This window comes from Streptomyces sp. 8L (assembly GCF_020176795.1).
GTDB lineage: Bacteria > Actinomycetota > Actinomycetes > Streptomycetales > Streptomycetaceae > Streptomyces.
In genome coordinates this window covers 1-4,603 of record NZ_JAIUKE010000632.1, presented here as the reverse complement: position 1 = coordinate 4,603, position 4,603 = coordinate 1, and the positions used below count along the sequence as shown (strand labels likewise).

The following is a 4,603-nucleotide window of genomic DNA, read 5'->3' as shown; positions in this document are numbered from 1 at the left end:
CTCCCGGCCCCGGCCGCGGTCTCCCGCGCGCCCCGGCCCCCCCCCCCGCCGCCCGGCCCCCCCCCCCCGCGCCCCCCCCCCCCCCCCCCCCCCCCCGGCCAGGTCCCGCAGCGCGGTCAGACCGCTGCGGGTCTGGTACTCGCTCAGCTCACAGGCCCCCATCAGGCGCTTGAACGGCAGCCCGGACGGGGCTGCTTCCAGCAGCGCGATCTGGATCAGCTCGGCGTGGCGCTCCGCGGCCGGGGAGCGCTTGCGGGCCACTACTCGCCCCGCAGCATGCGGGCGAGTTCCTCGTCCATGTCGACCCGCCCGGTGGACACCGCGGTCTCCAGCCAGTCCAGCACCGCCCGGGCCCGGCTGACGTTGGCCAGCACGACCTCGCGCTCATCCCCGCTCCACCGGCGGTCACGCAGTTTCGGGACCGCTTGGGAGGCTTCGCGGACGAAGCGGTGGATCGATCCGAGCAGGTCGACGAAGTCCTCCGTCCGCTCGATCTGCCGGATCACCGGCGCGACCGGCGACTCGCGGCGGAAGGCTTCCGCCTGCTGGCGGGAGCGTTCAGCCTGGGCCCGGTTGACCGCCAGCCGGGCCCGGTCATCGGCCGCCACCCTCGCTGCGACCTCCGGCCGGCGCAGCACGTCGGACGCCGGCTTCGCCGCCGCGGCATCGTCAGCGACCGCGTGGTGCACCGCCTCCACCCGGTGCTCGGGCGTGGCCGCGTCGTTCAAGGTGCGGCGCACGTCGTTGTCCTGGAGCAGCCGTGCTGCTACCGCCGGACGGCGAAGCACGTCCCTGGCTGCGGTGACCGCGACGTCCTCGTCGACGGCCAGATCGGCGATGCGCTCCACCTTCTCCTCCACCGTCCCCGGCCGCTCGGGCCGGTGACCTGCCCGCTTCTTGGCCAGGTCCGTCGTCCACCGGCGCACCCCGGTCACCTCGTCGACCGGCACCTGCCCGATCGCGGTGAACCGCTCGTCCTCGTCGGGGATGTTGGCCAGCACCGCGTGGACCTTGTGGGACACGCCCTCCCGGCACCGGTCCGCCGGCCACCGGTGCGAGGTGAACCGGTAGTGCAGCACCGTCTTCAGCGACAGGCCGATGTCGTCGGCATAGACCTGCAACGACGCGTTCACCCCGAACAGCGTGTCCGACGCCGGGGCCGACCCGCCGACCGGTCGTACCGGCTCGATCTCCAGCGCGTGGTCACCGATGGTGAACATCGCCCGGCCGATCTGGGCGACCAACTCCCGGTCACCGGAGATGATCTCGTCATAGCGGCGCCGGGAAACCTGTCCGATCTTCTCTTCCGGCATGGGGAACCACCCCTGTCCTGCGAGGCCGGGCGCGTCACCAGACGCCGCAAGGAACCCGCGGCCCCTTGCTCCATTCGGAGAGTGCTCCCACCGCGAGATCGTCAACAAGACATGACGTCAACTCGGTCAAAACCGGAAGTATTTGAACACATGGAACGTTCAGATCGGCGTCACAGTGACGCCGATCCGGACTTCCTGTCGCTGCCGCCAGGCCCTCGTCCGGCACCGCGGCGAGCAGTAGACCGTGCCCGCCGGATGCTCCACCCCCGGCGTCCACCGCTTCCCGCACGACGGACACTCCGCAGCATCCCGGGCCTTCGTCAACGCCACCACCCGCGCCCGCACCCGGCGCGCCTGATGCCAGTGCCTGGAACGACACCCCGCCGAACAGAACCTGACCCGCGGACCGGCGTCCAACCGAAGCCGGTCACCACAGACCGGGCAGTACCGGACCACCGCCCGGCCATCACCATCGGCCACCACACCAGGCTAAGCCCACAAGAAAATCACTTCAGCGACTTCGCAAATGGGCACTCACGCCGCTGGTATCAGTGAGGTCTTCTCGCTGCCGCTGTACCTGCTGTGCGCGGTGGCCCGGCGCAAGCGCCTCATGTCGCAGGAGGCCGCGGTCAAGTACTTCCTGCTGGGCGCGTTCTCCTCGGCGTTCCTGCTGTTCGGGATCGCCCTGCTGTACGGGTACGCGGGCACGGTCACGTACGCCGGCATCGCCGACGTCGTGGACGGCACGGTGCGCACCGTCGATCCGGCGCTCGCCGGCACCATGGGCAACGACGCCCTGCTGCTGATCGGCGGCGGGATGCTGCTGATGGGGCTGCTGTTCAAGGTCGGCGCGGTGCCGTTCCACATGTGGACGCCCGACGTCTACCAGGGCGCGCCCACGCCGGTCACGGGCTTCATGGCGGCGGCCACGAAGGTCGCGGCGTTCGGCGCGCTGCTGCGGCTGCTGTACGTGGTGCTGCCGGGCCTGACCTGGGACTGGCGGCCGGTGATGTGGGGCGTCGCGATCATCACGATGATCGGTGGCGCGATCGTCGCCATCACGCAGACCGACATCAAGCGCCTGCTGGCGTACTCGTCGATCGCGCACGCGGGCTTCATCCTCGCCGGTGTGATCGCCGCGTCGCCCAACGGCATCTCGTCCGTGCTGTTCTACCTGGTCGCGTACTCCTTCGTGACGGTCGGCGCGTTCGCCGTCGTCACGCTGGTGCGCGACGCGGGCGGCGAAGCGACGCACCTGTCCAAGTGGGCCGGTCTCGGCCGCCGTTCACCGCTCGTGGCGGCGGTGTTCGCGGTCTTCCTGCTGGCGTTCGCGGGCATCCCGCTGACGTCGGGCTTCGCGGGCAAGTTCGCGGTCTTCAAGGCCGCGGCGGCCGGGGGCGCGGTGCCGCTGGTGATCGTCGGTGTGGTCTCGTCGGCGATCGCGGCGTTCTTCTACATCCGCGTCATCGTCCTGATGTTCTTCAGCGAGCCGAAGGCGGACGGCCCCACGGTCGCGGTCCCGTCCCCGCTGACGATGGTGACGATCGCTGTGGGCGTGGCGGTGGTCCTGGTCTTCGGGATCGCGCCGCAGTACTTCCTCGACCTGGCGAGCCAAGCGGGGACGTTCGCGCGCTGACACCGTACGGGCGGAGGCGTTCGCGCGACGGTCTCCGTACACACGTGGCGGCACGCGCCGCGTGCCTATCCGACCGGTGCGGGGACCTGCGGGGCCGCCGCCTCCCCTGCCCTCGGCTGGGGGCGCTGGCTGTGGAACAGGGCGATGCCCTCCTCCAGCCCTTTCTTCACGACCTCGGGCTTGTCCATCAGCCACTGGAGGGCCTCCGCGCTGGTCGGAGTCTCTGGGACCAGTTTGTACTGGATCAGGTAGCCCGCCACGCGCTCAAGGAGCTTGCTCTCGTTCACGTCCAGCATCCCGCCAAAGGCGTTCAGGGCCTTGCCCGGAGTCGCCGCCTTCTGGCTGTCCAACATGTGGAACTCGTAGGCGAGTTGTCTGCGCTCGTCCGTGATCCGGTCCCCGGGGATGCCCTTCAGGATGATCGCGGAGAGCTTGCCCTGGCTCTTGTCGTAGCTGTCTCCCAGGGCCAGCTTGAGCGCGGCGGCGGCCTCCCGGCCGAATGCCCGCAGCTCCGTGGAGATCCTCCGCTTCTTAATCGTCTGCGGCTTCTCCTGGGATTTGAAACGGCCTGTGACCGAGTCGAGGGCATGCTGCATCTCGTGCGTCACCGTCGCCGCGAACTCCCGCAACTGCGCGGCCGAGGCGTTCGGTCCGGGCGGCGTGATCCGCAGCGTGCCGCCGTCTCCGTCGGTGCTGGGATCGAAGTGCGCCCGCGCCCCCTGGGAGACCTGTCCCTCTGCCACCACGGTTTCGATGGAGGAGGCCTGGAGGTCGTCGTACAGCTTCTGGTACGGGATGCTGAATGTGCTGCCCGCCTTCTCGCCCGACACGCTTTCGAGCAGCGCCGCGAAGCGGTCCGGCGGGAGGTTGGTCCGCGCCCATTCGGCTCCGGGGCCGTAGATGATGGAACGCTGTACCGGGACGGCGCCGGCGGCGCCGGGGCGCCCTGCCGACGGCTGTGTGCGCCCGGCTGCCCGCCCGGGGCGCGCTGTACCATCCGCGTCACGGCGGCGTTGCCCGCCGAGCGCTGGAGGGCCAGGACGGAGGGCGCGTCCGTGGCCCCGGCCCGGTGTCCGGCCGAGGCCTGTGCCGGCAGCGCCGCACGGTCGGCGGTGTTCCGGCGTGGTGCGGCGGCAGGAGTCCTGCCGGTTCCGTGTGCGTGCACGACATGGTCCTCTTCTCCCGGTGTGGTCGGCTGCCTCCAGCATTATCAGGCGCCCGGCGCGAGCGGGAGGTCCGAGAGGGCACAGTGCGGGGCACGCTCGCGTCACGCGCGTACCGTGAGTCAAACGCCGCGCGTCACGGCCGGCCGTCCGCGAGCCCCACGGCGCGCGCTTCGGGAACTCTGAGCTTGTCCCACTTTCTTTCTGGGTTGCTTCGGTCATTCGTAAGATCGAGGGCCCAGGGGCTGTGGGTATGGCTGGCATGAGGTCGCCGTTGGATGGCTCAGGAGACTTGGCCGCCCGCAGCCCCGCGACGACTCGACCGCTAATTGGGAGACGCGACGCGATCGCTTTGTAGGACAACGTCGGCGAGGTCGTCTGCTGGGTTCATGTACGACGAGCTGACGGAGGTGGCCGTGCCCGACATCTGGGCCGGAGTGGACATCGGCAAGGAACATCACCACTGCGTGGTGATCGACGCCCAGGGCAGG

Annotated in this window: 2 protein-coding genes and 2 pseudogenes; 1 reads left to right on the top strand and 3 read right to left on the bottom strand. The window is 70.3% G+C overall.

Annotation, left to right across the window (positions count from 1 at the left end):
* Together LCE31_RS36075 and LCE31_RS36070 are read right to left on the bottom strand one after the other, a co-directional pair.
* Window positions 1-261 (bottom strand): annotated as a pseudogene (locus LCE31_RS36075) (hypothetical protein); the annotation flags it as partial.
* Window positions 261-1,313, bottom strand: a complete 1,053-nt coding sequence (locus LCE31_RS36070; RefSeq protein WP_225022105.1) for a DUF6192 family protein — start codon at window positions 1,311-1,313, stop codon at window positions 261-263. The gene LCE31_RS36070 and the pseudogene LCE31_RS36075, both read right to left, overlap by 1 nt.
* Window positions 1,314-1,866: 553 nt before the next feature.
* Here LCE31_RS36070 and nuoN point away from each other — a divergent pair.
* Window positions 1,867-2,949, top strand: a pseudogene (gene nuoN, locus LCE31_RS36065) (NADH-quinone oxidoreductase subunit NuoN); the annotation flags it as partial.
* Window positions 2,950-3,014: 65 nt separating this feature from the next.
* Here the strand turns inward: nuoN and LCE31_RS36060 are convergent.
* Window positions 3,015-3,779 carry a hypothetical protein gene (locus tag LCE31_RS36060; protein WP_225022103.1) on the bottom strand — a complete coding sequence of 255 codons (765 nt, stop codon included), beginning with the start codon at window positions 3,777-3,779 and terminating at the stop codon, window positions 3,015-3,017.
* Window positions 3,780-4,603 lie beyond the last annotated feature (824 nt).